This window comes from Saccharibacillus endophyticus (genome assembly GCF_013185185.1).
Lineage (GTDB): Bacteria > Bacillota > Bacilli > Paenibacillales > Paenibacillaceae > Saccharibacillus > Saccharibacillus endophyticus.
Genome location: NZ_JAAZWE010000003.1, coordinates 426,931 through 448,793 on the forward strand (window position 1 = coordinate 426,931; position 21,863 = coordinate 448,793).

General features: G+C 55.4%; 15 protein-coding genes. 8 read left to right on the top strand and 7 right to left on the bottom strand.

Features of this window, described 5'->3' with window-relative positions; genetic code table 11:
- Positions 1–252: 252 nt before the first annotated feature.
- Positions 253–2,073 (bottom strand): flagellar assembly protein A, encoded by a 1,821-nt coding sequence (locus tag HRQ63_RS13305; RefSeq protein WP_172244422.1) that lies wholly within the window; start codon positions 2,071–2,073, stop codon positions 253–255.
- Between the two features lie 383 nt (positions 2,074–2,456).
- On the opposite strand from HRQ63_RS13305, the gene HRQ63_RS13310 reads away from it, so the two are divergent.
- Both HRQ63_RS13310 and HRQ63_RS13315 read left to right on the top strand, forming a co-directional pair.
- The gene (locus HRQ63_RS13310; RefSeq protein ID WP_172244424.1) at positions 2,457–3,608 is read left to right on the top strand and encodes a hypothetical protein; all 1,152 of its coding nucleotides are present in this window, start codon (positions 2,457–2,459) and stop codon (positions 3,606–3,608) included.
- A complete protein-coding gene (locus HRQ63_RS13315; RefSeq protein ID WP_172244426.1) occupies positions 3,605–4,684 on the top strand; it encodes a M23 family metallopeptidase in 1,080 nt (359 codons plus the stop codon). Before HRQ63_RS13310 ends, HRQ63_RS13315 begins: the two co-directional genes overlap by 4 nt.
- A 133-nt stretch (positions 4,685–4,817) precedes the next feature.
- Here the strand turns inward: HRQ63_RS13315 and HRQ63_RS13320 are convergent, their stop codons facing one another.
- The 6 genes from HRQ63_RS13320 to HRQ63_RS13345 all read right to left on the bottom strand — a co-directional run bounded on the left by HRQ63_RS13320 (position 4,818) and on the right by HRQ63_RS13345 (position 13,075).
- A complete protein-coding gene (locus tag HRQ63_RS13320; RefSeq protein ID WP_172244428.1) occupies positions 4,818–6,380 on the bottom strand; it encodes a methyl-accepting chemotaxis protein in 1,563 nt (520 codons plus the stop codon).
- 173 nt (positions 6,381–6,553) lie between these two features.
- Positions 6,554–7,534: a Gfo/Idh/MocA family protein gene (locus tag HRQ63_RS13325; protein ID WP_172244430.1), complete on the bottom strand. Its 981-nt coding sequence runs from the start codon at positions 7,532–7,534 to the stop codon at positions 6,554–6,556.
- A gap of 57 nt (positions 7,535–7,591) precedes the next feature.
- Positions 7,592–8,680, bottom strand: a complete 1,089-nt coding sequence (locus HRQ63_RS13330) for a YsnF/AvaK domain-containing protein (RefSeq protein WP_172244432.1) — start codon at positions 8,678–8,680, stop codon at positions 7,592–7,594.
- Positions 8,681–8,819: 139 nt separating this feature from the next.
- Entirely contained in the window at positions 8,820–9,935 is a 1,116-nt protein-coding gene (locus tag HRQ63_RS13335; protein WP_172244434.1) for a YsnF/AvaK domain-containing protein, read from the bottom strand.
- A 251-nt stretch (positions 9,936–10,186) separates the two neighbouring features.
- Positions 10,187–11,797 (bottom strand): gamma-glutamyltransferase family protein, encoded by a 1,611-nt coding sequence (locus HRQ63_RS13340; protein WP_172244436.1) that lies wholly within the window; start codon positions 11,795–11,797, stop codon positions 10,187–10,189.
- Positions 11,798–11,980: 183 nt separating this feature from the next.
- Complete coding sequence (locus HRQ63_RS13345; protein ID WP_172244438.1) at positions 11,981–13,075, bottom strand: AI-2E family transporter; 1,095 nt, start codon at positions 13,073–13,075, stop codon at positions 11,981–11,983.
- A gap of 389 nt (positions 13,076–13,464) precedes the next feature.
- Here HRQ63_RS13345 and HRQ63_RS13350 point away from each other — a divergent pair, with 389 nt between their 5' ends.
- From HRQ63_RS13350 to HRQ63_RS13375, 6 genes are all read left to right on the top strand, one after another.
- Positions 13,465–14,304, top strand: a complete 840-nt coding sequence (locus tag HRQ63_RS13350; protein ID WP_172244440.1) for an amino acid ABC transporter substrate-binding protein — start codon at positions 13,465–13,467, stop codon at positions 14,302–14,304.
- A gap of 203 nt (positions 14,305–14,507) precedes the next feature.
- A complete protein-coding gene (locus tag HRQ63_RS13355) occupies positions 14,508–15,176 on the top strand; it encodes an amino acid ABC transporter permease (protein WP_172244442.1) in 669 nt (222 codons plus the stop codon).
- A gap of 24 nt (positions 15,177–15,200) precedes the next feature.
- Positions 15,201–15,950: an amino acid ABC transporter ATP-binding protein gene (locus HRQ63_RS13360; protein ID WP_172244444.1), complete on the top strand. Its 750-nt coding sequence runs from the start codon at positions 15,201–15,203 to the stop codon at positions 15,948–15,950.
- Between the two features lie 157 nt (positions 15,951–16,107).
- The gene (locus HRQ63_RS13365; RefSeq protein ID WP_172244446.1) at positions 16,108–17,841 is read left to right on the top strand and encodes a methyl-accepting chemotaxis protein; all 1,734 of its coding nucleotides are present in this window, start codon (positions 16,108–16,110) and stop codon (positions 17,839–17,841) included.
- Positions 17,842–18,006: 165 nt separating this feature from the next.
- A complete protein-coding gene (locus HRQ63_RS13370) occupies positions 18,007–19,776 on the top strand; it encodes a sensor histidine kinase (RefSeq protein ID WP_172244448.1) in 1,770 nt (589 codons plus the stop codon).
- 27 nt (positions 19,777–19,803) lie between these two features.
- A complete protein-coding gene (locus HRQ63_RS13375) occupies positions 19,804–21,462 on the top strand; it encodes a response regulator transcription factor (protein WP_172244450.1) in 1,659 nt (552 codons plus the stop codon).
- The last annotated feature ends 401 nt before the right edge of the window (positions 21,463–21,863 follow it).

Sequence of the window (21,863 nt, forward strand, 5' to 3'; positions counted from 1 at the left end):
CGAAAAGTGAAAATGGTTTTTGGCGCAGCCAAAAACTTAGGATCTTAGGGGACAGTGTTCTAAAAAGGAAGCTTACAAGCGGAGGGGGAAATTCAGTGAAAGACGCCTTTGAACCCGGAAAGATTCCGCTAAAAATTCCAATCGACTTTTCCGGGTGAGACAGCGTCTTGAACGAATTTCCCCCGCAGCGCAGCCTCAGCTTCTTTCACGAACAGTGTTTTCCGTCATCATCCAGTTAACGCTTCCAAATTTTCAATTCGAGATCGCGATTTCACCCTCGATACAGCCGAATGTACAGTCTTGGATCGGAGACAGAATCTCGCGGTGCAGGCCGCCGGCGGAGATTTTGCCTTCGAACATGCGATGTACGTATATCGCTTGCTTGGCGCGGAGAATGCAAGGAGCGCCTCCGGCGCTGCCGACGGTTCGGGCATCGATGCGGTCCTCGGATTCCAGGCAGGAGCCGCGGCAGACGGAGGAAGGATGAGCGAACTTGATAGAGCCGGTGGCATAAAGATCGCTTTGCAGGACGCCTTCCTTATGGATCAGGATATTGCCGTTGGACTTGATCGTGCTGGTCTGGCAGCGGGACAATTCGATTTGAGAGTCGCCTTTTTGCATATCGTTCACGAAGGAGTTTTCCCGATCCAGATTGGCCTGAAGGCGAATCAACATCTCTTCGCTGAGGGATTCGATCATTTGCGTAGGAGAAAGCATCAGATTGAGCGTGTCGGCGAACTCGTTCGAAGCCCCGCCTGTTCCCCGCTGTACCGTAACCAGTACCTGAAGCAGTTCCCGGATCTCCGGTTGAATCTCTTTGAACTTGCTTTTAAGCAGAAGCAGGGCTACTTGGCCGAAGCGTGCGGATTGTCCGCGCTTGCCTACTTCGGCGTATAACGTGCGAGTGGCTTGGAGCAGCATGCCGACTTCGTCTTTCAACTTTTGCGACAGATGGTACAGCCGATTGAAGGACAGTCCGAAGCTTCCCGAGTACAGACGACTGCCGATAATGCTGCCTTGCACGATAATGCTGCCTGCCGCCGTAATGGTGGAATTATACACGCCGCCGGATACGTATACGTTTCCGAGCGATTCCACGATCATATTGTCGGTGATATTTCCATGTACGGCCACATCGCCGGAGAAGATGATATGCCCGGTTTTCAAATCGACGTCGCCTGACACCACATAAGCGTCCGAGACGTCCAGATAATGCACCGCGCCTTCGGCGATACAAGGACGGCCCGCCTTGAGCGCAACAAAGGTACCGTTCTCCCGTGCTTCGACATGCTGCCGGGCACGCAGGTCGATCTCCCGGATAGGCAAAGGCTGGATGGTTTCTCCGTACACGTCGAAACCTGGCACTCCCGGTTCGGAAGGTTGAAGCCGCGCGAGCAGGTCGCCCGCTTGCACGGAAGGGATGCGAAGATGATTGCGGTAATCCAGCGAACCGCCCACTTCTTCGAAAGCATTTTCGATTTTTTGCTCGAAAAGCAAGTCAAGCCGAGCGTCCTTACCAGGTAACGGCGCTTGCCCGAAAGCAAAACGAACCGCCTGGCCATTAGCTTCCTGAAGCGCTTCCACGATAGCGGAAACATTCAGGTTTTTACGAATTCCCAGCGCTCCGACTTCGGCCATGATCTCTGCAATTTCCAGCTTGCGCACGATCTTTTCCGGATCGGGAACACATTTCGGCGCCAGCGATGAAGCTGCGGCGCAGTCTTCAAGCTTCCAAGAATGCTCGGCTTCCGCAAGTACGCGTACGGAAGCCTCCATCCGGTCCGGTGAGACTTCGATTTTGTACAAAGGTTCCGCGGGACGTTCCCACTCGATACGATCGCTTGAACGAACCGGTAAAGCTTCTGTCAGTTCCGTTCCGTTCAGCCATAGGCGAAGCGGCGGAAGCGGAATCAGGACTGCGAACGCGCCGTCTCCGTGCGGATCGGTAACGTGCAATCTGCCTTCGCGAATCGAGATGCTTCCGTCTGAAATAACGGAATCCCGATCCGAAAGCAAAAAGCCGTCAACGAATCCGGTATCTTCTTTTTCTGGCACAGAGCATGATTCCGGCATACGAAAAGACCTCCTCTGGATGATGGTTAGGCGGCATGACGGCGAATACCTTGTCTGATGAAAACCATATGATCGAAGCCGGACCGGGTACTCGTTCGGAGGATCGGGACAAAGATCGCGTATCGGATATAAACTATGAATATTTCAGGCGCATAGCTAACGTAGTAGGTCTGCAGGTATGATTTATTGTAAAAAAAACGGGAATAAAACGGAGTCAACAAAAATATAAGTCTTTTTCACTGAATAGAATAATACCTTTGGTCCTATTTTTCAATAACCTTTTCCAAATCGACCGATTTATTGCATCCCCGGACTTTTTCAGTTACATTGGGCGCAACGATTCATTTCATAAACTTAATAAGGAAGGGAAAGGTGGGAACAGCATGCGAAGAACGGTTAAAATCGCGGTCACAGGCACGCTTATGCTCGCGCTTGCTGCAGGTGTCGCATTAGCGGATTCGGCAGCGTGGACCCGAGCGGGAAAGGAAGCAGGGCGGCAGGTCGCGGAGCGAGGACTCAGGCTGGAAATGCCGGGGCGCGCGGAAAAGCAGCAAGCTGCATCTTCAATCGATCCGGCGACAAACCGAGTGGAGAAGCGTGCAGGAACGGCAGCGGCCGAGGCACAGACGGGAACGTTCGCGGCCAAGTTGGCTCTCGACGGGCTAAACGATACGCTGACTTTCCGTTACGTAAAATCGGGGGATCAAATCAACGTTCTGCCTTCGCCGGATCTGGGGTACGAGCTGCTTGCGCTGCCGGACGGCCGGGTGCTGGTGGAGGTTGCGGCGTCCATTTACAGGCTTGATCCGGAGAAGCGCACATTATCCGTTTTTTTAAAAGGGCAAACGGGTACAACCCGCAAAACGGCCGTGTCCGGCGGTTCGGCGAAGATGGCAGTGTGGGGACAGCGAGCTTCGCTTAGTCCCGACGGAACCCGACTGCTCTACTGGACGACTCGCAATATTACGGCTACCCGGAATGAAGACGGCGAGAATTGGATCAAGGACTTGCGTACGGGTGCGGAAAAAAAGATCTATGGAGCGGGATACACGGTGCTGGGGTGGGATGCCCGAAACCGATTCTACCTGGACCTGGGCGATCGCGGGATCGTGCAGGTGGACAGCGAAAGCGGGGCTTCGGCCAAGCTGGTCCCGGGCTTCTCCGTCTCGGCCGTATCCGGCAGTCACCTTCTTGCGCAGACGACGGACGGTTCATTGAATGTACGCAATTTGTCGACGGGGAAACAGCAGGCGTTCCGAGGCGGCGGGCTCAATCATCTTCGTTCTATAGCGGCTTCCGATGCGGGACCCTGGTTTGCCTTGGTGAATGCGCCGGATCGTTCGAGCCGGGTATCGACCCTGATCCTGCTCAACGCCGAAACGCTGAAAAGCCATGCGTTCGAGGAGCCGGCGGGCAGTTCGATCATCGGCGTTTCCTGGCAGGATAAACAGACGCTGCTCGTCCAGACGCGTAACCGGACGACAGCGGGAGAATCGACCTACGTCATCGATATCGCCAAGGAGGTAGGCCGATGAAACTTGATCGCGGGAAAAAGAAGAGCGGAGCGCAAAACCGCATCGGGCGGAAAATCGGACTGACCGCCGGCCTTTTGCTGGTGCTCGGAGCCGCAGCATCCGCGTCGGCAGCCGATTACGGGGCGAGATTCCTGCAGCAATACGGAGTCAAAGCGTCAGTCGCTCCCGCCATGACTCCGGCCAGAAGCGACGCGGACGGTTTGTTCGAGCGTTACTCGCCGGTCGAGAGCAAGACGAACCAGCCGCGCAACGTGGTCAGCGGAACCAATCCGCATAACGGGGCGGATCTGGCGATGGCGTCGGGAGATCGGGTGTATGCCGTTTTGCCGGGAAAAGTGACCGAGGTCAAGCACGATACCTCCGCTCAGCTCGGCAGCGTGATTATCGATCACGATACGGACGGAGACGGAGCGCCGGACGGGGTCTATATGCAGTACGTTCATATCGATCCGGCCGGTTCGGGCGCGTCCGGGATTCGGGTCGGTGATTACGTGACGGAGACGACCGTGATCGGCACGGTCGATCGGGCCAAGCGCTATAATCCGCATTTGCATATTCAACAGGTGAGCCGGGGACGAAGCGGAGCGGCGGATATCCAGACGATGCCGATGTATTTGTTCTATCGACATACTTCATTGGAGACCTGGAATGCCGGTTCGGATCTCGACTATGTATCGGCAGACTGGCAGGACGGCAATATGCTGTATCTGACCGCATATGCCGGAACGGATAATCCGCAGACCAATCAATATGATCGCAATCGCCCGGCGGAGATCCAACTGCATTACAAGATCGGTTCAAGCGGCAAATGGAAAATGTCGGCGACCAAATTCAGCCTCTACGATGCGAACACGCTGCGTTACCGGATCGATCTGAAAAAAGCGACCGGAGCGGTCAAAGGACAAAAGGTCTACGTTTACGCGGCCGCGATTCGTGCCAGCGATCCGACGTTTCCGAATTCCGCCGCGTATCGTCACGGCTTGTGGCCGCAGTTTTACAAGCAGCCGGACCGTGTATTGTATGCGGCATCTTCGGCCAAAGCGGATGCGGCTTCGCGGGCGTTCACGATCGAGTAATCGAAAATGGAAAAAAGCCGTTCCGGTACCGCAAATACGCGGTTAGGAGCGGCTTTTGGCATAGGCTAAACAAAGTTAATCAAAGTACCCCGGTCAAAGCGTCGATTCGACCTGATCATTCGGCTTCGGCTTATCAGCCTGCGATAGGCGCTTCGCCGTTTGATTGATCTTCTTCGGCCTGACTTTTTTTCTTGCGGCTTTTCGTTTCGGGAGCCGCGTCGACTTCTTGGTTCCCGATCTTCAATGCAGTGAGCTCTTGGAGATTGCCGATCAGCTTTTCCAAGTGGTTGAAGCTGTCGGTCATCTGGCCCGTAATATATTTTTGCTCGCCCATGCCGGCCAAAATCTCTTCCATCGCGGCATTGGTCTGCTGCGTAACGGCCGAGATGGCGACCGCTTGCCCCGAGACTTCCGAAGAAGCGGTTTTCATTTTTTCGGAACGGTGTTCGACTTCGCCGGCTTGGTCCAGCAGCTTGTGCGTGTTTTCGTTGATTTCGGTCAAGGCCTGTTCGGAACGCTGCGCGGCTCCCAAGCTGTTTTCCGCCGCTTCGCGCCCGCGCAAGACCTGATTCATCAGGCGCTCGGTGCCGTGCTGCAATTCGCCGAGAATGCCGCCGATCTGTTCGGCCGACTCGCGGGAATGCTCGGCAAGTTTTCGCACTTCGTCGGATACGACCGCGAAGCCGCGTCCCGCGTCGCCTGCACGGGCTGCTTCGATCGCCGCGTTCAACGCCAGAAGATTGGTCTGGCTGGCGATCTCGGAGATGGTCGACAGGATCTGGGCAATCTGTTGGTTTTGAGCGCGGAACGATTCCATATCATGCGCGGTATCGTTCATGACGGAGTAGACCTGATCGATATGCGAGCGCAGTTCGGTCATCCGGCCGGAACCTTCCTGGGTCACGTTGGCGGTATGCTCGGACAGATCGCGCATCATGGAAGAGTTTCGAACGACGCCTTCGATTTCCTGATCGCTCGCGGACATTTTGTCCGAAATATCGGATACGCTGTCGGCCTGGCTCTCGGCACCCTGCGCGACCTGGGCAAAGGCATTGGTGATCTCTCCGGTAATCAGTTCGTTCAACGTCACGTTTTCTTTCGATTTGCGGGCGAATTTGCTCAGTTCGTCGACGGAAGATTTGACTTGGGACAATACCCGGTCGATTTGAGCGGCGTCGGCTTTGCTTTTTTCGCGCTGCGCGGCCAAATCGGCAAACAGCTTTTCGTTCAAATAACCGATCGAAACGGCAATGGCGGCAAAGATCGCGAACAAGGCTACCGTGAACACCAAGGTGACGATGCGGCCTTCGGGCATGAATACGTCAGCGCCGCGCAGCCAGGAAATCAGCATTGCCGCAGCAGTAAGGACCGAATAAAGCAGCACGTAACGGTAGCGCGGGTAAAGCAGCAGCAGCACGACCGGCACAAGAGCCGCCAGGACATTGATCGTGTCGACCAAAACGGCGGCATAAGCGGCGAAGAAAAACAGCGCTACCGCGTAAGGCAGGATATGTAGCGCTTTTTTACGAAGCGTGAAAAAGGTGAAAACGGCAGCGAAAAGCGCGATCGCTCCCGCCGCGATTTGCGAAGGCAGGGATAAATTGAGGCTGGCCGCTCCCAGCAGCAGGAAAAGAGCCCACAAGATCCACATGATGATTTTGTTTCGTTGATACATGACACGTTCGAAATTGCTCAAGTGCTCACTTCCCCGTTTATATGATAGATTGCACAGTGCATAAGACCTATCTTAATTATCGTCAAAAAGCCCCTAAGCGTGTAGGGGCTTTTTTCGAAAAAACGAGAAGTCGACTTTGTGATGTAAACGAAAACAATATCGATAAGAACGTTTGAAGTCGATTTATTGTTCTGCTATTCGAAGGGATACCGCAGGTTCCAACGGCTTCGCGTCTCGTCCATCGTCGACATGACGCCGATCGACCAACCGAGCGTGGAGGGCGTTTCGCCGAGGCGTATCCATTCGTTGAAATCCGCCACTTCGTAATGCAGCGCTTCGTTTCGTTTTCCGGCTTCGATCGTGTCCCACTTTCCGTCGGAATAAGAGACGAAGGCTCGCACCGCGCGCGTGAAGTCTTTCAGAAGAATCGTGCCGCCTTCGCAAACGATCGTCGCCAGATGCCCGGTATCGGCAAGAAAGCTAAGCGAAACGGAAGCCGATTCGCCGAGACCGCCGTGCAGCATGATCGTGGATTCTTCGTCTACGCCGGTATCGGCTTTCCGCACATCGGTCAGCAGCCGGTCGGGGCCGCCCGGCATGAACATTTTGACCAGCGACAGCGCGTACGTGCCCATGTCGAGCAGGGCGCCGCCGGCCAGGTCCGGATTGAAAAAGCGATTTTGCGGATCGTATTCCTTGGCGTCGCCGAACGCGACATGGATGCTTTTGATTTTTCCGAGAGAACCTTCCGCCAATACATCCAGCAGCTTTCTGTAGAGGGGCATATGATAAACCGTCATCGCTTCGGCAAGAATCAAACCGCGCTCCCGGGCGAACGAGACGGCTTCCGCAAGCTGCGCGCCGTTGACCGTGATCGCTTTTTCGCAAAAAACGTGTTTGCCTTTTTCCAGGCATCGCATGATGAATTCATGATGCGTGCTGTGCGGGGTCGCGATATACACGACGTCGACCGCTTCGTCGTCAAGCAGTTCTTCCAAGCTTCCGTAAGCTTTTCCGATCTGATGCTTGCGGGCGAATTGTTCGGCTTTTTCGGGTTTTCGCGCGCCGATCGCTTCGATGTTTCCGCAAACGGAGCGTATCGCTTCCGCGAAGTCGTCCGCGATTTGCCCGGGGCCGAAAATCGCCCATTTCGGCAGGGATGTAGAAGGAGTCATGAGCGTTCCAGCCTTTCTTGAGACGCAAATTTTTCGTCGGTGGTTTGATGTTCCGTTTTAGCGCCGGGTGCGCTCGCTTCTCGGAGGCAGCGGCGGCGTTTCTTCGCTTAACGAAGCGCGGCCCGTCCGTTCGACGCGGGCTTCTTCGCGCTTGACTGTGTCTTCGATATGCCGCGTTTCCTCGACGTTGCGCGTGCTGACGTCGATTTCTTCGGTAACGACGTTATGTTTGTTGATCTCGATGCGTTCTTCGCTGACCGGAATCCGGATCGTTTCGTTTTCACCCACCGGCGCATCCGATTCGACGTCGTCGACGGAACGGCGTTCGATCACCACTTCTTCATGGGTAACGGGCACGGTAATCGTTTTTTCTTCGCGGACGATTTCTTTGCGAACCTCGACTTCGCCGGTACGGACTTGATGCTTATCGATTTCCAACTGCTCGGCGCGCAGCTCCAGCGTGTTTCCTTCCGAAGAAGAAGGCGTTGCCGAACCCTGCGCGGACGAATGCTTTTTGTCCAGCGCGCCCGGTTCGAACGAAATCGGCCGCGAATCGGCCGAAGCCGTCAAAGCGTCCGTATTCGGTTCCGGATGCTCTTCATGCCGCGGAGCCTCCGCCTTTAGATTGTCGCTTGGGCGGTCTTGGGCGCCGAACGAAGTATGATTCAGCGCGTAATGGCTGCTGAATATATGTTCGACTTCTTCGCGGTTCCGGCCGGCGGCGTCGACGATCACCAACAAACGTCCTCCGCCGACGTGTTCATGGTAGGTGTGCGCGTCCGTTTCGGGAATGCCTAAGCCGATCAATCCGCCGACCAATCCGCCTCCCGTCGCGCCGACGGCGATGCCCGCCAACGCGGTGGCGATCGGACCGGCCGCGAGCAGCGGACCGATTCCGGGAATGGCCAACGCGCCGAGACCGGCCAACAGACCGCCGACTCCGCCCAGGATTCCTCCGGCCGCCGCGCCTCCGGCTGCGCCTTCCGGAGCTTTCGTATCGGTTTTTTCGCTAAGCGCTTCGGCTTCTTCCCGGTTTTTGGAGATCACGGAGATATCGTCCCGCTCGTAGCCGTGCCTTTTCAATTCCTCGATCGCCCCCGAAGCTTCGCGTTCCGTCAAAAATACGCCTACTACTTTGTCCGTCATGCCGTGTTCCTCCTCGTTTTTGAAAGTGCGCAGCTTTATCCATACAGGAACAAGCCCGGGCATTCTGCCGGGCTTGTTCGCGAGCGAAACATGTATCGGTACGGCTCGGGCAAGAATGATCGGTTTCCGCCGACGCGGATTACAATCTTCTCGAAGACGCTTTTTCTTTCAGCGTTTCGCTGCCTTCGCGCATGTCGGGATGTCCGTCTTTTTCGATCCGCGCTTCTTCGCGGCGGAGCGTATCGCTGACATGCTCCGTCTCGTGCACGTCGCGCTTGTGCACTTCGACTTCGCCGGTAACGACGTTGCGTTTGTTTACTTCGACTTGTTCTTCGCTGACCGGAACGCGAATCGTTTCGTCCAGGCCTACCGGCTGGTCGGTCGGCACGTCGCCTACGGAACGGCGCTCGATCACGACCTCTTCATGGCTGACCGGAACGTCCATTTCTTTGCGCTCTTCCACGATGTCTTTATGCACTTCGACTTCGCCGCTGCGTACCGTGTTTTTGTTCACGTCGAGCTGCTCTTCGCGAAGTTGAAGTTTGCGTGCCTCGTCGTCGCGGTCCATCACGTCGCGGTCGCGATTCAGCGTATCGCGCTCCAGATCCGCCGGAGCGGCCAAACCGCGATCGCCTACCGGCGTGTTGTCCATGCGGTTGGCGTCCAGATTCGTTGCGCCCATGGCCGGCGTATTGCCGTACAGCGTATCTTCGTTCGCCATTTCGCTCGTCGCCGTCCGGTCCGAAGCGGCATATTCGTCATCGTAACGTCTATTGGCCGAATTGTTGTCGCGGAAAATGCGGTATACTTCGCTCCGGTTCGATTCGTCCGTGTCCACGATAACGAGGATTTTGCCTTCGTCCACCGCAGTATCGTATTCTTGTGCTTCGTTTTCCGGAATGCCGAGGCCGATCAATCCGCCTACGATACCGCCGCCGGCCGCGCCTACCGCAGCGCCTGCAAGCGTCGCCGCCAGCGGTCCCGCCGCCAGGATCGGCCCGATGCCCGGAATCGCCAATGCCCCGAGTCCTGCCAGAAGGCCGCCGATGCCGCCCAGTACGCCGCCCGTCGCCGCTCCTCCGGCCGCGCCTTCCGGCGCCATCGTGCCGGTCTCGTCTTCAAGCTTGCGCATGTCTTTTTTGTCGCGGGTGATGATCGAGATATCGTCCGCGTTGTAACCGGTTCTTTTCAAGCTCTGAATCGCGCTGGAAGCTTCTTGCTCCGAATGGAATACGCCTACGATTTTTTTACTCATGATCATGATGCCTCCTCGTTGTGGGTAGTGATTTTTGAGTTTAAATTTCGTCGTCGTTCTTTTCTTCGCCGTCGTGCTTCATAGATTCGCATGTTTACTGCTACGCTTCATAATTAAACCTCCCGGCAAAATATAAACCCCTCATTCACAAAATAAAAGAAAAGTCAATCATTTTGTTGCGAGGCGTTTCAAAAGCAAAAAAGCGGCTTATCGCGAAGCCGCTTCTGCCGATCCCGTTTTCGGTTTGACGGCTACCAAGCCGCGATCGAACCGTCGGTCCGGGTCTCCGTTCCGCCGCAAAGGACGCCGCTCGCGGGATCGCGCCAGATGATTTGTCCGCGTCCGAACACTCCTTTGTCCGTCGCGACTTTGATTTCGTGTCCTTTGCGCATGAGCGCTTGCGCCAGATGGATCGGGAAGTCCGGCTCGACTTGAACGCTTTTCCCGTTCTCCCACATCCAACGCGGGGAATCGAGGGCGGCCTGAGGATTCAGATCGAAATCGATCGTATTCATCACGAGCTGGACATGGCCTTGAGGCTGCATGAAGCCGCCCATGACGCCGAACGGACCGACGGCTTCGCCTCCGCGGGTCAGGAACCCGGGGATGATCGTATGATAGCTTCGTTTGCCGGGAGCGAGCGCGTTGTCGTGCCGAGGGTCCATGGAGAAGCTATGTCCCCGATTTTGCAGCGCGATGCCGGTTCCGGGCACGACGATGCCCGAGCCGAAGCCCATGTAGTTGCTTTGGATGAACGAGACCATGTTGCCTTCGCCGTCGGCCGCGGCGAGATAGACGGTTCCGTCCGAAGGCGGCGTTCCCGGACCGGGAAGAGCGGCCTCGTCGGAAATGAGCTTCCGGCGTTCTTCCGCATATTCGCGGGACAATAACCCTTCGACGGACATTCGCATATGCTTGGAATCCGCGATATAAGCTTCTCCGTCGGCAAAAGCCAGCTTCATCGCTTCCAACTGGCGATGCAGCGTCGGGACGCTGTCTTTTTCTCCGGCAGCAAAGCCGTCCAGAATGTTCAGCGCCATCAAAGCGATCATTCCTTGGCCGTTCGGCGGCATCTCCCAGACCTCGTAATCCCGATAGCGCGCAGAGACGGGCTTGACCCATTCCGGCCGATAGACAGCCAGATCTTCGGAAGTCAAAAATCCGCCGTACTCGCTGAGATGATCGGCGATCTTGGCAGCTAATTCGCCGCGATAGAACGATTCGGCATCGGTCCGTCCGATTTCCCGAAGCGAAGCGGCATGATGGGGAGAACTCCACATTTCTCCGGCTTTGGGAGCATGGCCGTTCGGCGCGAAGGTGCGGAACCATTCCGCGTGGACTTCGCCGCTGAGCCGGCTGCCGAAGATCCGATAGGCCCGATTCCAGAAATAAGCCAGACTCGCAGGAACCGGGTACCCTTCTTCGGCATAGCGCACGGCAGGCGCAAGCGTTTGTTCAAAGGGCAGGCGCCCGAACCGGCGGGAGAGCTCGGCCCAAGCAGAAGGAGCACCCGGGACGGTAATGGGCACGACGCCGTATTTCGGCATTTCCTCGATTCCCCGCTCTTTGAGCGCATCGATGGACAAAGATGCGGGAGCCGGACCGCTTGCGTTCAGGCCGTGCAGCTCGCCGTTGGTCCAGACCAGCGCGAAGGCATCGCCCCCGATCCCGTTGAAAGCAGGCTCCAATACCGTGAGCGCGGCGGCCGTGGCGACCGCGGCATCGATGGCGTTGCCGCCTGCTTTCAGAATGTCCAATCCGGCTTGCGCGGCCAAAGGCTGGGAGGTAGCGACCATGCCTTTGCGGGCATAGGCAGGAAGACGGCGGGAGGGGTAGGGTTGGTATAACGGATCAAAGTTCATCGGATCGATCATCTCCTGTCGTTGAGCGTTTAGGCGTTCGCGGCGGATTCGTTACTCCTTTTGCTGCCCAGATCGGGATTAGTATAGCATAAGGGTTTCGACACGAGTAAAAGCCGCTCTCATCGGATAGAAGAGAGCGGCTTTTAGGGGCGAAAACTGGCTTTTGACTGCCTGGTTGCCGAATTAGCCGATAGTGCCTTTGATCTTACTTTTCAAATACATTTGATAAATATGGCGGATGCCGATCTTGACCACCATGTAGATCGGGATGCAAATCAGCATGCCCAGGATGCCCATGATGTCGCCGCCGACGAGCAGCAGGACGATGACGGTCAGCGGGTGCATGTCCAGCTGTTTGCCGAACACGAGCGGTTCCAGCAGGTTGTTCTGGATCAACTGCGCCACGACGACGATCACGATCGACCAGATGGCCATGCTCGGCGATTCGATCAGGCCGACGATGCCGACAGGGACTCCGGCGAGGAACGCTCCGATGAACGGAATGAAGTTCAAGAAGAACGAGATGATGACCAGAAGCAGCGAATACGGCAGGCCGATGATCAGGAAGCCGATATAGAGCAGCACGCAGAGCATCAGGTTGACGATAACCCGTCCGGCGATGAAGCCGTTCAGCGCGTCGTCCATTTCGCCCAGCATTACTTTTCCGTCGTCCTTCTGTTCGTTCGGGAAGATCTTCAGCAGATAACCCGGCAGCTTATAATCGTCGCGCAGCAGGAAGTAGAGCAGGATCGGGAAGGTCGCGATAACCAGCACGAAGCTCGAAACGAACGAGAACATGTTCGTGATGTTGTCCGACAGCCATGTCAGCGAAGCATCCAGCACTCCCGACAAGCGGTCGAGCAATTCTTGGTTCTGGGCCGAGTCGGCCGGAATGAATCGGCTGACGGTCGGGTTGTTTTGCAGCTGCTGCAGTTGGTAGACCGCGTCCTGCGCAAGCTGGGGCGCATTGGTGACGAAGCTTTCAACCTGATCGCGCAGCGTAGGCCATACCCACAGCGAAGCGCCTACGATAAGCAGGATAAACACCACGAAGATCAACATTACGGACCAGGAGCGTTTCCACTTTTTGCGTTCCAGGAAGCGCACGAGAGGACGCAGCGGATAGTAGAAAAAAGCAGCGATCAGTAACGGGACCACAAGGGAGCTGACCAATGATACGACCGGCGTGAACAGGAACTTGACCAGCGTACCCAAGAATATAATCAGCAGAATAAGGGCAACCCCTGCCCCTATGACGAAAAAGCGATTCTTGAACATATGCGTCCTCCTACTGATATGAATGTGCCCGCAGCTTCGATGAGCGGCACTGCCGCAAAAACGTTCGGCCGGGCGGTTTGCGAAGATTGGGCAATGAACTATGTATGATCTACGGCCCAAGCAAGCAAATGCACTTCTATGTATATTAAACGAAAAACGACATGTTTACGCCGCTTGCGCCGAGACTCGGCGGATCGGACAAAAAACGCGCGTTTCGATCGTCTTTTTTTAAAGCCGATAATTTTAATTGGAATTAACCGAAAATCTATTGACTTTCTGTTGAACAGGTCGTAAAATTCAATCTTGCACGACCTAAATGTTTGCCAGCGGGTTGCGCCCTGCTGGAAATGTTGTCCAAATCATCTTAGACCCAATCGGAGGAACCCATTATGAAAAAAGCGACCATGCTCGGCCTTGTTGCGATTCTGATGACCCTGATGCTCGCCGCTTGCGGCAGCAATAACGGAAGCAATACGGCCGCTACGAATAACGCGGGCACGTCGGAAGAAAGCGCGACTGCCGCAGCGAACTCTTTGGAAAAGATCAAATCCGCCGGCAAGATCGTGATCGGCACGGAAGGCACGTATCCGCCGTTCACTTACCATGACGCAAGCGGCGAGTTGACCGGGTTCGACGTCGAAATCGCTCGCGAAGTAGCCAAGCGCCTCGGCGTCGAAGCCCAGTTCGAAGAAGCGCCGTGGGACAGTCTGCTCGCCGGTATCGACGCGGGACGCTTCGACTCCGTATTCAACGAAGTTTCGATCCGCGACGACCGTAAAGAAAAGTATGACTTCTCCGATCCGTATATCTCTTCCGGCGCGGTGCTGATCGTGCGCGAAGACAACACGGATATCAAATCGCTGGCTGATCTGAAAGGCAAAAAATCCGCTCAATCGCTGACCAGCAACCTGGCGGATATCGCAAGAGAAAACGGCGCGGAAATCGTGGCGATCGAAGGCTTCCAGCAAGCGATCGACCTGCTGAATTCCAACCGTGCGGATGCGACGATCAACGATAACCTGTCGTTCCTCGATTTGAAAAAGCAAAAACCGGATCTGGCGCTGAAAGTCGTTGCCGAAGCGGAAGACGCTTCCCAAAGCGGCGGCGTATTCGCGAAAAACCAGCCGGAACTGGTCGAAGCCGTGAACAAAGCGCTGGCCGATATGCATAGCGACGGCACGTACGCGACGATCTCCGAGAAATACTTCGGCGAAGACGTATCGAAGTAACTTACGCTGCACTACTGATACGGAAGAAGCCGCTCGCGGTTTCAACGGAAGCGGGGCTGTCCCGGATTCGCGAAGCGGGTCCCGGAGCAGCCTCGTTTTGTTTGTTCAGGGCAGGCGTTTGCGTGTAAAAGTGAAGTACGAACGTTTTGTCCGACTTCATAGTGAAAAAGAATGCCGATCGCGGCGGAAGGGGTACAAGAAGCATGGATGATCGTAAAATTCAGATCGTGATCGATTCCTTATGGCCGATGATCAAGGCTGCGCTGCAATACACGATTACGCTCGCGCTGATCTCGTTCGTTTTGGGGCTGATCCTAGCGGTATTGGTGGCCTTGGTGCGGGTGTGGAAAATCCCCGTGCTCAACCAAATCGCGATTTTTTATGTATGGGTTATTCGGGGAACGCCGCTGCTGGTACAGTTGTTTATTATTTTTTACGGGCTGCCGAGCATCGGAATCAAGTTCGATCCGTTCCCGGCCGCGATAATCGCTTTTACGCTTAATATGGGCGCCTACAATTCCGAAATCGTCCGCGCCGCCATCCAGTCGATCTCGAAGGGCCAGTGGGAAGCCGCCTTTTCGCTCGGCATGACGCGCGTTCAGGCCCTCTGGCGGATTATTCTTCCGCAGGCCGCGCGCGTATCCGTGCCGCCGCTGTCGAACTCTTTTATCAGCCTGGTCAAAGACACGTCGCTCGCGTATACGGTAACGGTCGTCGAGCTGTTTCAGGTTTCGAAACAGATCACGGCAACTACTTACGAGCCGCTGCTGCTGTATATGGAAGCGGCCGTGATCTATCTCGCCATCTGTACGATCTTGAACGCCCTGCAAAATGTGATGGAGAAACGCTTATCCCGTTTCTCCACCCAATAACCGACCGGAAAGGAGTCACGTTCCATGATCGAAATTCGCAATTTGCATAAATCGTTCGGATCGCTGCAAGTGCTTAACGGCATTGATTTATCGTTGGAAAAAGGAAAAGTGCTCGTGATCATCGGTCCTTCCGGCTCGGGGAAAACGACGCTGCTGCGCTGCTTGAACCTGTTGGAGACGCCGGATGCCGGGTCGCTCAAGCTGGGCGAAGCGAGCATCGAATTCGACGGGCGCCGCAAGATTGACAAGCAGCAGGTGCTGAAGCTGCGTCAGAGCACCGGAATGGTGTTCCAATCGTATAATCTGTTCCCGCATAAGACGGCACTGGAGAATGTGATGGAAGCTCAGATCGTCGTTCAAAAGCGCGATAAGAATGCGGCGCGCAAGCGTTCCTTGGAGCTGCTGGCGAAGGTAGGCTTAAGCGGCAAGGAAGATTCATACCCGCACCAACTCTCCGGAGGCCAGCAGCAGCGCGTCGGCATCGCACGCGCGCTGGCTACCGATCCCGAAGTGATGCTGTTCGACGAACCGACCTCCGCGCTCGATCCCGAGCTGGTCGGCGAGGTGCTGAAAGTCATGAAAGAATTGGCTGCCGAGGGAATGACCATGGTCGTGGTAACGCACGAGATGAAGTTTGCCGAGGAAGCGGCGGATACGGTCGTCCTGATGGACGGCGGCGTCATTTTGGAGCAAGGACCGCCGCAGAAGGTGCTTCAGAACCCGTCCAGCGAGCGCGCTTCCCAATTTTTGAACCTGCTGACGGCCAAAGAATGAACCCAGCACGAATCAGACTGACGAAAGCCGCCGAGACAGCGATCGGCGGCTTTTATTTTCATTTATATACATATAGCTATTAAAAGATCGGGTTTTTTGTCGAAAAAAAGATATGGCGCCGAATAAGGCGATGAAACGGAAGAAACGGGGGAAGCGCATGAGAAACAAATTCAGACTGACTTTTTTTGCGAAAAACATGATCATGATCGCGTTCGGTATTTTGCTGGTAGGCGGTTTGTTAACAGGGATCACCGTCAAGCTGCAGCAGAAGATGGCGCTTGATAGTCTTCGCAGTCAATACCTGGACGTAACGGATTACGTAAGGGCTCAAATCGGCAATCCGCTGATCGCGGAAGCAGTCGCTGATCCGGCTCCGGATAACGAAACAGGGAAAAAACTGACTCCGATGCTTGATCAAGTATCGGATTTGAACTCCAATGTTGCGCAAGCTTATGTGTTCGGCGTGGATCTGGAGAACGGAACGCAGACCGTCGTGGCTTCGCCGACCCATCTGACGGCGGACGGCATGGTGCCGGGTACGCGTTACGAAAATCCTCCGGAGATGCTCAAAGCCATGCAGGCGATCATCGAGAGCAAGCAAGCGACGACCACCAATGCTTTTACCGACGACTACGGAACTTGGATCACGATGCTTCAGCCGATCCTGGACGACTCGGGCAGTCTGATCGCCGTGATGGGGCTGGATATCAATGCGCTGGATATTGCCCAAAATACAAAGGACATTTTGCTGACTTCGCTGCTTGCCATGGCGCTTTGCTTCATCGGCGTGCTTGTATTTCAATATTTCGTGATGCGCCGCATGATGAAGCCGATCCGCGAATTGTTCGGAGCGATCGGCCAAATGAACGACGGCGACCTGAACGTGCAGCTGCATACGAATCGAAAAGACGACTTCGGCGATTTGAACCGCAAGTTTTCCGAGATGGCGCTTGAGATCAAAACCATTATTTCGGGCGTCCAAAGCCGTGCGCGGCAAGCCGCCGACTCTTCGGCCGCATTGCAGGAAGAAGTCGAGAAAAACGTGCGTATTCAAAACGGCGTGACGGAAAGCGCGGAGCGCATGAGCGTCGGAGCCCGCACGCAGGAAAGTTCGGCCGAGGAAACGTCGAGAGTCATGGAAGAGATGTCGCGTGCCATTCAGGAGATCGCGCAAACGGCTTATCAGGTATCCGAAGCGGCTTCCGAGATGAAAACGGAAGCGGCGGCGGGCGGAGAGTCGATTGATCGCGTCGGCGAACAGATGTCGGCCATCAGCACGTCGGTCGGGCGTTCCTCGGAGCGAATTCGCGAGCTTCAGGAGCGTTCGCGCGAGATCGAAGGCATTGCGGGGTTGATCTCCGGCATTGCTTCGCAAACGAATCTGCTGGCGCTCAACGCTGCGATCGAGGCGGCAAGAGCCGGCGATCACGGCAAAGGCTTCGCGGTCGTCGCGGAAGAGGTGCGCAAACTTGCCGACCAGTCAGCGACTTCGGCGAACCAAATCTCGGGCATTCTCGGCTTGATGATTCGGGAAACGGATGAAGCGGTCGTGTTGATGCAAGAAGGGATGCACGAGGTAGAGACCGGCCTTACGCTGTCGCAGCGTTCGGGCGAAGCTTTCCGACGGATCGAAGTAGCGATCGGCAACGTATCCACGCAGACGGAAGACATGTCGGCCGTTACGGAGCAGATGTCGGCCAGCTCCGAAGAAGTAGCCGCTTCGGTGAACGAACTGGCGGGAATCGCCAAAGAATCGTCGGGCGGCGCGATTGAAGTGACGCAGGCCTCGCAGCTGCAGCGCGAATCGCTGGATATCGTGTCCGCTTCTTCGGAAGAAGTGAACGGTATCGCGTTGGAACTCAGCAAATTGATTGCCAAATTCAAGATTTAATCGGTTCTTTTCCGTGTAAAGGCTGCCCCGAACGCCACATCGATGGCAGGGACAGCCTTTTTTCGTTATGAAAACAACCGAAATGTTGCGAGAATGCTCTTGCCGACTTTATTGTTAACGCTTACAATTAGTAAGCTTGCAAACACCGAAAGGGAGGAAACTCCGATGCCTCGCGCCAATCTTTTTGCGAAAATGATGCTGATTCTGACTCTCATGTGGATTCCGGTTGCGCTCCTGTACGGATATTCGAACAAAACGACAACCGACGTGCTGCGTGCGGAACTCGGCGAATCGAACCGGAACCAGTTGGCCTTTTTCCAAAGTCAGGTTAATACCAATATCGAAATGCTCGCTTCCTGGCCGAATCTGCTGATTCATGATCCGGACATCGAAAGCTTCCGCAAACTATATACGAACGGCGGTTATTTCAATCTGGACGAAATCAATCTGGTCAAGCGTATTCAGAACAAGCTGAGCATCCAGGAAAGTTCGTCGAATTGGAAAAGCCGCCTGCATCTCTATTCGCCGTCGCTGCGCCGCGTCGTGTCGGAAAATGATGCCCGCGCTTACGATCCGGCCCTGCTTCAAGCCATGATCAAGCCGGGCTGGCAGGTGACTCGGGCGAAAGAGGGCAACGAAGAGATTTTCTTGTTCTCCTGGTTCACGGTCGCGCCTTACGGCATCGCCGATCCCGCGTTGAAAGCCGAAACGATCGTGGAGCTCGAATTCGACAGCCGCAATATCCAGAACATGCTCGATAAGTTCAAAGACGACGGTCGGCATGATCCTTTTTATTATCGAGAGGACATGGGCGTGATTTACAACCGGACATCGGATCATGACTTGACGGGGAAAATGATGCAGAAGCTTAACGTATCGCCGCTGCCGGAAAGCGATAATCTCACTGTCAATATCGACGGGGAACCCTATATGGTAAGCATCGTGCTGTCCAAAGAAACCGGCTGGTACTTGATCGATTACATGCCGATGGCCGATATGCTGGCGCCGATCCGAAAATCCAATCTGCTATTCTATTTCTCGATCCTCACGCTGCTCGTCATGGGCTCGGTGGCGGCGTATCTGCTTTACGTGCAGGTACAGATCCCGATCCGCCAGTTGATTCGGGGTTTCCAGCGTCTTCAGCAAGAAGATTATTCGGTGCGCATCAAGCCAAAGGGCCGCAACGAGTTCAGTTTTCTGTCGGAGCGCTTCAATCAGATGGTGGACAAAATACAGAACCTTTTCGAACACGTATACCTGGAGCAGCTGCATGTCAAAGAAGCGAGGCTGAAGCAGCTGCAATCGCAGATCAATCCGCATTTCTTCTATAATTGCCTATCGTTCGTGACCAGTATGGCGAAGCTCGGACGGATGGACGCGGTCGTGGCGATGTCGCACAGCCTGTCGAGGTACTACCGGTACACGACGCGGCAAGAGCGGGAATTGGTTCCTTTGAAAGAAGAAGTGGAATTCGTGCGTCACTATCTGGAGATTCAGAAGATGCGCATGAGCCGTCTCGATTACGTGATCGAATTGCCGGAAGATTTATTGGATCTGTACGTATCGCCGCTCATTCTTCAACCGCTCGTGGAAAATGCCGTCATTCACGGAATCGAACCGCATGCGGAATCCGGGTTGATTCGGATTTCCGGAGAGTTGGGCGAAGACGGAACCGTGATCATTCGCGTCGAAGACAACGGCGGCGGACTGGACGAAGTCGGGCGCGAAAAGCTGAAGCGGCGCCTGGCCGAGCCGATGAGCGAAGAAACGGGCTGCGGATTATGGAACGTCAACCAGCGGCTGCAATTGCGAAGCGCTAAGGAAGCCGGGGTTCGAACCGAAGATTCGCCGCTTGGCGGTTTGACGGTGATGTTGGTCTGGAACGAGCATCCGAAGGATGACCGCGATGAAGAGACGCTGCGGCATTCGATATAACTTTTCAAAAAGAAAGGAGTACTGAACATGATCGAAGTGCTGCTTGTCGACGACGAGACTTATGTGACGGAAAGTTTGGAGCTGACGATTCCTTGGGAGGAGATCGGGGTGAGTACGGTACGCCGCGCCGCTTCGGGAGCGGAGGCGCTGGCGATTATGGAAGAGGAAGCGATTGACTTGGTCGTGACCGATATTCGGATGCCGGGCATGGACGGGCTTCAACTGATCGAAGAGATCGGTCGGCGTTGGCCGGGGGTACGCTGCATTTTGCTGACCGGACACAGTGATTTTACGTATGCGAAAAAGGCGCTTCAGCTTCGGGCCAGCGATTACGTGCTGAAGCCGGTGGACGACGACGAGTTCGTCGCGGCCGTCTCTGAAGCTTTGGATTCGCTGCGGGAAGAGTGGGACGAGTTCGATAAGGTTCACCGTTTGCTGTACAGCCGGAAGTCCGATTATAAAGTGCTGCGCGAGAATCTGCTGCATGAGCTGCTGCTGGGGCGGGAACTGAGCCGGCAAGCGCTCAGCGAACAGCTTCGTGCGTACGAGCTGCCGCTGCAAGCCGGACAACCGACGCTGATGCTGTTGGCTCGTTTGGAAGGACGCTTCGCCGCGATGGACGAGTCTTCGCTGGAATTGATGGACTTTGCTGCTGGCAATATCGCGGAAGAGGTTCTGCGCGGCCAGCCGCTTTGGTACGGGAGCGGCCCGCACGGTTGTCTGGTGCTGCTGCTTCAGCCGGGCGAATCCGGCGATGAGCCGGGATTGGAACAAACCGCGCGCGGTCTCGACCGCCGTCTGGAGAAGCTGCAAGAGCATGTTCGGCTTTATTTAAAAGGGGAGATCTCGCTCTCGGTATCCACGGTATTCGAACTTGGCGGCAGCGATCCCGGAGCGGCTTACCGGCGCACGCTCGGCTCGCTGTATGCGGCCGGAAACAGCGGACGGACCGTATATGTCGATCCGCAAGCCGCGGCTGCGGGAGCTTCGGTATCCGATGCGGTCTCGCCCGCAAGCGAAGACCGGGGCAGCGTCACCGAATTGATGTACACGCCGCCTACGCTGCTGCATCTGCTGGAATCCCGTCAATGGGACGAAGTGCGAACCAAAATCTCCACCGTCTTCGATGCCGCCGAACGAGCCGGGCTGGCCGGACCGCCGATGTACGAGATTTATTTATGGATGACCAACGCGTTCTTGTTTATTTCACACCGCGAAGGCCAACCCGTAGGCGATTTGGGCGGCGAAGAAGGCTTCGACCCCGTACTGGCGCGCGGTCTGGTCCAGCAGCCGCAGCGCCTGCGGACTTGGGGACTGCGCTTGCTCGACGGCTTGGCCGAACAAACCTCGGCCGGAGCCGGCGACGGCCGCAGCAAAGTCGTCAGCCGCGTCCGCCAACTGGTCGGCACCGGGTTGGACGGCGACCTCTCCGTCAAAACACTGGCCGATCAAGTGTATCTGCATCCCGTATATCTGTCGAAAATCTACAAAGCCGAAACCGGCGAAGCGCTGGGCGATTATATCATCCGCATGCGCATGGAACGCGCCGCCCATCTGCTGAAAAACTCGGGGAAGAAAATTTATGAGATTACGAGCGAGTTGGGTTACCAGAATCCGCAGTATTTCAGCAAGATGTTCAAAAAGCAATACGGCATGACGCCGAATGAATTTCGGGAGTTAAGCTGAAACGGACACGGTATTCAGGATAGAAAATCTTGTATACCATGTCCAACTGTTTCAGCGCCAGGATATCCGAGGTTTCCCCATAAGTTGAAACGGCGGCGAAGAAAAGGAGGGCACATCCTTTTCTTCGCCGCCCATTGTTTCAACGACGGTCTTGCCTTCAAACATGCAAACAACAACCTTCAACTTCGCATGTTCTCTTCCGTCCCGCTTCTAACGGATCGACATGATGCTTAAAGCCAAAAATCAAAGGTTCCATATTTTTAACGGATCGAGACAACACTTAGCAGGATAAAAAGTCGATTTTCCCACTGGTTTTATTGCATTTCGGCTTCTAAGTGTCTCCACGATCCGTTACGTTCGCAAAAGCGAGCAAAAAAGACGGGTAACGGATATGCGATCCG

Bases quoted from the DNA above. Each gene is read 5' to 3' on its own strand.
- HRQ63_RS13315 (WP_172244426.1), top strand. From the start codon at position 3,605: ATGAAACTTGATCGCGGGAAAAAGAAGAGCGGAGCGCAAAACCGCATC.
- HRQ63_RS13360 (WP_172244444.1), top strand. From the start codon at position 15,201: ATGATCGAAATTCGCAATTTGCATAAATCGTTCGGATCGCTGCAAGTG.
- HRQ63_RS13335 (WP_172244434.1), bottom strand. From the start codon at position 9,935: ATGAGTAAAAAAATCGTAGGCGTATTCCATTCGGAGCAAGAAGCTTCC.
- HRQ63_RS13330 (WP_172244432.1), bottom strand. From the start codon at position 8,680: ATGACGGACAAAGTAGTAGGCGTATTTTTGACGGAACGCGAAGCTTCG.
- HRQ63_RS13355 (WP_172244442.1), top strand. From the start codon at position 14,508: ATGGATGATCGTAAAATTCAGATCGTGATCGATTCCTTATGGCCGATG.
- HRQ63_RS13305 (WP_172244422.1), bottom strand. From the start codon at position 2,073: ATGCCGGAATCATGCTCTGTGCCAGAAAAAGAAGATACCGGATTCGTT.
- HRQ63_RS13325 (WP_172244430.1), bottom strand. From the start codon at position 7,534: ATGACTCCTTCTACATCCCTGCCGAAATGGGCGATTTTCGGCCCCGGG.
- HRQ63_RS13350 (WP_172244440.1), top strand. From the start codon at position 13,465: ATGAAAAAAGCGACCATGCTCGGCCTTGTTGCGATTCTGATGACCCTG.
- HRQ63_RS13340 (WP_172244436.1), bottom strand. From the start codon at position 11,797: ATGAACTTTGATCCGTTATACCAACCCTACCCCTCCCGCCGTCTTCCT.
- HRQ63_RS13365 (WP_172244446.1), top strand. From the start codon at position 16,108: ATGAGAAACAAATTCAGACTGACTTTTTTTGCGAAAAACATGATCATG.
- HRQ63_RS13345 (WP_172244438.1), bottom strand. From the start codon at position 13,075: ATGTTCAAGAATCGCTTTTTCGTCATAGGGGCAGGGGTTGCCCTTATT.
- HRQ63_RS13375 (WP_172244450.1), top strand. From the start codon at position 19,804: ATGATCGAAGTGCTGCTTGTCGACGACGAGACTTATGTGACGGAAAGT.
- HRQ63_RS13370 (WP_172244448.1), top strand. From the start codon at position 18,007: ATGCCTCGCGCCAATCTTTTTGCGAAAATGATGCTGATTCTGACTCTC.
- HRQ63_RS13310 (WP_172244424.1), top strand. From the start codon at position 2,457: ATGCGAAGAACGGTTAAAATCGCGGTCACAGGCACGCTTATGCTCGCG.